This window comes from Collinsella sp. TF11-5AC (assembly GCF_003436775.1).
Classification (GTDB): Bacteria; Actinomycetota; Coriobacteriia; order Coriobacteriales; family Coriobacteriaceae; genus Collinsella.
On the sequence record NZ_QSQO01000030.1, the window covers coordinates 1 to 5,305 of the forward strand.

Consider the following 5,305-nt stretch of genomic DNA (forward strand, 5'->3'; position numbering starts at 1 on the left):
AGGCCGCTTATTAGCCCGTCCAAGAATTGGGGCGCAGTTCATTCCCTTGCGGAGGTTTTTTACTCGTTAAGTAGCCTAACGGCTTCGGCGGCCATGTTCTCGGCCGTCATGCCGTTCTGAGCGAGCAACTCGTTGGGGTCGTAGCGGTCGGGGAAGCCCTTGGCGATGCCAAAGGTGCGCGTGCGCACGGGCGTGCAGGCCAAGTAGCACGCGACGCGCTCGCCCCAGCCGCCGTCCAAGATGCCGTCTTCGAGGGTGACGACAACGCGATGCTTGGCGGCAAGGCTGTCGAGGAACTCGCGGTCGAGCTCGGTTGCATAGCGCGGGTTGACGAGCGTGGCCTCGATGCCGTACTCGGCAGTCAGACGGTTTGCCACGCGCTCGCCCAGCTCAAAGAAATCGCCAAGCGCGAGCACGGCCACGTCGCGACCCTGGCACACCACGTTGTAACGAACGGCGCCGTAATCGGCGTCCTCGGCAGGCGCAAGATCGGGGCGGCTTACCAAGCCAATGCCCGGCACGCGAATCGCCACGGGATGCTCGCGGTGGTCGAGCGACCAGCTCAGCATGGATAGGTATTCCTCCATGCAGGAAGGCGCCAGGTAACGCATATTGGGGAGAGCGCCCAGCATAGAAATATCAAAGAACGAAAGATGCGTCTCGGATGTGGTGCCAAAGATCGATGCGCCAAACACCAGGATGGTTGCGGGGGCATCGTTGAGGCACAGGTCGTGCCACAGCTCGTCGTAGGCGCGCTGCAAAAACGTGCCGTACACACCAAAGACTGGCTTGGCACCCGAGCGCGCAAGCGCGGTGGCAAAGGTCACGGCGTGCTCCTCGGCAATGCCCACATCGACGAACTGTTTGCCGGCGGCGGCGCGAAGCTCGGGTGTAAAGCCCATGATGTAGGGCGTGGCGGCCGTGATGCCCACGACCTGCGGATCGTGCTCGATGGCGGCGCTGAGCGCCTCGCCCGTAATGTCGGCATAGGTGCGCGGCGCAGGCTCGCTCGGATGGCCCGGGCAGAGCTTGCGCCCAGTCGCCATGTCAAACGGACCCACATGATGCCAGCGCTCGGGGTCGCTCTGGGCTGGCTCAAAGCCCTTGCCCTTTGCGGTGGAGACGTGCAGCACGATGGGATGATCGATATCGCGCAGCTCCTGCAGCGTGTCGACCAGGGCCAACACATCGTTGCCGGTGTCCAGATAGCAGTAGTCGAGCCCCATCGCGCGGAAAACGTTGCGCTCACAGGTGCCGTTGCTGGCGCGTAGCTCGGCCAGATTGCGATACAGGCCACCGTGGTTTTCGGCGATGGACTGGTCGTTATCGTTGACGATGATGATCAGGTTGCTGTCGAGCTCGGCGGCATTGTTAAAGCCCTCAAACGCCAGACCGCCCGAAAGCGAACCGTCGCCAATGATGGTGATGACGTTGTACGCATCGCCCGCCAGGTCACGAGCGTGCGCCAAGCCGCAGCCCAGGCTCACCGACGTGGAGGTGTGGCCCATGGCGAACAGGTCGTGCTCGGACTCGTCAGGATTGGCAAAACCAGAGGCCTCGCCGTAGCGTGCCGGGTCGATATAAGTGTACGCGCGCCCAGTCAGCGCCTTGTGGGCGTAGGTCTGGTGCGAAACATCAAAGACAATCTTGTCGATGGGGGAGTTAAACACGCGATGGAGCGCAACCGTAAGCTCAACGACGCCCAGGTTGGGGGCAACGTGCCCGCCGACGGCGGCGGAGCTTTCGAGGATGGCGTGGCGGATCTCGCCGCAGAGCAGCGGAAGCTCGGCGCGATCGAGAGCCTTGACGTCCTCGGGCGTTGTCGTTTGCGTAAGCAGCATCGTTGTGGGTTACTCCATGCGAATCGTGCGCCGGCACTCCCTCGGCCGGCACAATTGCACAAAACAGTCTCGCACATTTTGGCGTTTGATATGTGACGGCGGCGCGGTAATTCGCCAACTGGTGGGGCAAAACGTTTTGTCCGATGCCATACTGGTAAATTCGATGATGATTTTATTCATTGCGCGCAGGCCGCGGCTTGCCGCCGAGCGCCGCCGGAAGGAGGCCGCATGTCCGATACCGTTCGTGCCGAGAAAATCGCGCGCGAGGTCGACGATGCCGCCCGTCAGCTTGCCCAGGCGGGCCGCTTGGACCTGATGCATGAGTTTATCCAACATGGCGATGTGACGGTCTATACGCATGTGACCTCGGTAGCGCGGGCAAGTCTGTCCTTTGCCGAGCGCCTGGGCCGCGTCGGTATCTCCGTCGACCGCTTATCGCTGCTGCGCGGGGCCCTGCTGCACGATTACTTTCTCTATGACTGGCACGACCCCGACCCAAGCCATCGACTGCACGGATTCCGGCATCCATTTTTTGCTCTGGCGCGTGCCGAGGAAGATTTTGAGCTGACGCCGCGCGAGCGGAATATTATCGTGCGGCATATGTTTCCGCTGGTGCCGGTGCCGCCGACGTGTCGTGAGGCATGGATTGTGTGCCTGGCGGATAAATGGTGCGCGCTGCGCGAGACGATTGCCGGCCGTCTGCCGCGCAAAGGCGGCGCGAACGATTTGAACGAGGGCTCGAGTGACGGCTCGAGCAAAGAATCGAACGAAAAGAGGAGTGGGTAGACGGTGGGAACCGCGATCGACATGGCATTTGACGGCGCGACGCTTGCCGCCTGTCCGCTCTCGGCGCTGGTACTCTCGTTTGCCTTCTACGGTTTTTGCGGCTGGGTATGGGAGTCGACAGTCTGCGCCATGCTCAACCACGGACGCTTTGCCAACAGCGGCTTTTTGCTAGGGCCGTGTTGTCCCATCTACGGTGCGGGCGGCATTGCGTGCTGGTTGCTGCTGCGTGGAATCCCAGACGCCTCGAGCCAGTTTGTCGCTGCCGCGCTCGTATGCAGCGTGATCGAATATAGCGTGGGCGTGCTGTTGGAAAAAACGACGGGTGCCCGGTTTTGGGATTACTCGCATCTGCCGTTTAACCTGCACGGACGCATCTGCCTGTACTGGGCCTGCGCGTTTGGCTTGGGTGCGTTGTGTATTTGCCGTTTAGTGGAGCCGGCATTGCTGGGGCTGCTTGGCCATCTGCCGGTGCTAATCGTGCGCTTGGCCGCCTTTATCGTCGCGGTCGCGATGATGGTCGATGCGGTGTGCTCGTTGGCGAGCTGGCGGCGTCTGTCCGATCAGCTTGAGCGTGTGCGTGCCGACCTTGCCGACCGCATCAATGAGTCGCTTGCCGACGCCTCCGACTCTATGCTCGAACGTATTCCCGATTCGGCGATTGACTCGGTGGCGCAGACGCATATCCGCGGTCGCGCCGTTAACGCTTGGCTGGCCGAGCTGGGCGACGCGGCGCTCGATGCCCTGCGCGAGAAGACTTCGATGCCGACGTTTATCTCGGATGGTGCTCGCGGCCTGGCGCTCGCTGCCCGCCGCGTGGCCGATGCCGCGCCGAGTATGCCGCGTCCGTCGCTCGGTCGTCGCCTTGCCGGCAAGCGCATGAGCCGCCCGGTACCGAGCGTGTCACTCAGCCGCCGCGACCTACGCTTCTTTAACGCCTTCCCGCGTCTGCGCATCAATCGTTACGAGGGTGTCATTCGAGCTACCGACCTCCGCGACCGAGCCCGCGAGCTGTTCCGGCGCTAGCCAGAGCGGAGCCAAGCGCGCCCTTCTCGTTCGCACGTTTCCCGTTCGTTTCGCGTCCGTTGCCGCGCCGTTTCCAAGATTGCGGTGCCGTTTCCATTCGACAACGCAGCGTTTAACAACGCCGTATCTGGTCTACACCAGTTGCCCCTCGGCCGCATCATGAGCGCCGACAACGTTCATGCGACCAAGGGGGAGCGAATGTACGATACGGGATCGACAACGTTTATGCTCATCTGCACCATGCTCGTGTTTTTAATGACACCGGGTCTGGCGTTTTTCTATGGCGGCCTGTCCAGGCGCAAAAATGTCATCAACACCATGCTTATGTGCTTTGGCGCCATTGGCCTGGTTGGTGTGCTGTGGATTGTTGCCGGCTGGTCGCTGGCCTACGGTGGCGACGGTTCTAGCCCGTTTATTGGCGGCTTTGACCAGTTGCTGTGCCTGCCGGTGCTCAACCAGGTGCTGCAGGCGGCCGAGGGCAATGCTGCGGATGGTGCCGTCTACCCTCAGATCATCAACATCGCCTTCCAGATGGCGTTTGCCATGATCACCGCCGCTATCGTTACGGGCAGTCTGGCAGGCCGCGTTAAGTTTGGTGCCATGACGGCCTTCCTGGGCATTTGGCTGCTCGTGGTCTATGCGCCGCTCGCCCACATGGTTTGGGGCGGCGATGGTTCCTTTATCGGCGACATCATCGGCGCGCTCGACTTTGCCGGCGGCGACGTGGTACACATTTCGTCCGGTCTCACGGGCCTGATTCTCTGCTTAATGCTCGGCCGTCGTCGCGGCTTTGGCATGGTGAGCTACCGTCCGCATAACGTGCCGTTTGTGGCGCTGGGCGCCGGTCTACTTTGGTTTGGTTGGTTTGGCTTTAACGGCGGCAGCGAGTTTAAGGCCGACGCCGTGGCGGCACTCGCCATCCTCAACACCGTGACGGCCAGCGCGGCGGGCATGGTCTCGTGGCTTGTCGTCGAGCGCGTGCACACCGGTCGTCCCACGCTGGTGGGTGCTAGCACCGGTTTGGTTGCGGGCCTTGTGGTGGTTACGCCGGGTGCGGGCTTTGTCGAGCCGTGGGCGGCGCTGGTCATGGGCCTGATCGTATCGCCCGTCTGCTATCTGGCCATCAGCCATCTTAAGACCAAGTTCGGCTACGACGATGCGCTCGACGCGTTCGGTTGCCACGGTATCGGCGGCATCTTGGGCGGTGTGCTCACGGGCCTGTTCTGCGTGCCGGAGCTCTCGTGGACCGGTAAGGGCGGCCTGTTCTACACGGGCGACGTGTCGCTGCTTGTCTCGCAGGTTCTGGGCATTGTGGTGACGGTCGTTATTGTGCTGATGCTCGACTTGGTGATCGCCGCGGTGGTCAAGGCGCTGTTCCACGGTAGCCTGCGCGTGGACGAGGCCGACGAGGCACTGGGCCTGGATGCGAGTCAGCACGGCGAGAGCGCGTACCCCTCGTTCTCCGGACTCGATTAGCAGCGCGGCTTTCCCAAGCACCCGACCTTGCCCCTCAAACCGTCGCTTGCGTACCGAAGTACGCGGCGCTCCTCTTTCGGGGCAATCTCGGGCACTTGGAAAACCCGCGTTATTGAATGGCAATTCATTTCTTTACTAAAGAGAGGAATTCACTATGAAGAAGATCACGGCGATCGTCC

The 5,305-nt window shown here is 62.0% G+C and carries 4 protein-coding genes; 3 read left to right on the forward strand and 1 reads right to left on the reverse strand.

The window, feature by feature from the left end:
* Positions 1 to 59 precede the first annotated feature (59 nt).
* Positions 60 to 1,841, reverse strand: a complete 1,782-nt coding sequence (locus DXD16_RS09635) for a 1-deoxy-D-xylulose-5-phosphate synthase (RefSeq protein WP_117655943.1) — start codon at positions 1,839 to 1,841, stop codon at positions 60 to 62.
* Positions 1,842 to 2,069: 228 nt separating this feature from the next.
* Here DXD16_RS09635 and DXD16_RS09640 point away from each other — a divergent pair, with 228 nt between their 5' ends.
* The 3 genes from DXD16_RS09640 (at position 2,070) to DXD16_RS09650 (ending at position 5,126) form a co-directional block, all read left to right on the forward strand.
* Positions 2,070 to 2,627: an HD domain-containing protein gene (locus DXD16_RS09640; RefSeq protein ID WP_117655944.1), complete on the forward strand. Its 558-nt coding sequence runs from the start codon at positions 2,070 to 2,072 to the stop codon at positions 2,625 to 2,627.
* 3 nt (positions 2,628 to 2,630) lie between these two features.
* The gene (locus DXD16_RS09645) at positions 2,631 to 3,650 is read left to right on the forward strand and encodes a putative ABC transporter permease (RefSeq protein WP_233502699.1); all 1,020 of its coding nucleotides are present in this window, start codon (positions 2,631 to 2,633) and stop codon (positions 3,648 to 3,650) included.
* Between the two features lie 198 nt (positions 3,651 to 3,848).
* Positions 3,849 to 5,126, forward strand: a complete 1,278-nt coding sequence (locus DXD16_RS09650) for an ammonium transporter (RefSeq protein ID WP_117584134.1) — start codon at positions 3,849 to 3,851, stop codon at positions 5,124 to 5,126.
* The last annotated feature ends 179 nt before the right edge of the window (positions 5,127 to 5,305 follow it).

Excerpts from the sequence above, each read along its gene's own strand:
- DXD16_RS09635 (WP_117655943.1), bottom strand. The coding sequence starts at position 1,841 with ATGCTGCTTACGCAAACGACAACGCCCGAGGACGTCAAGGCTCTCGAT.
- DXD16_RS09640 (WP_117655944.1), top strand. The coding sequence starts at position 2,070 with ATGTCCGATACCGTTCGTGCCGAGAAAATCGCGCGCGAGGTCGACGAT.
- DXD16_RS09650 (WP_117584134.1), top strand. The coding sequence starts at position 3,849 with ATGTACGATACGGGATCGACAACGTTTATGCTCATCTGCACCATGCTC.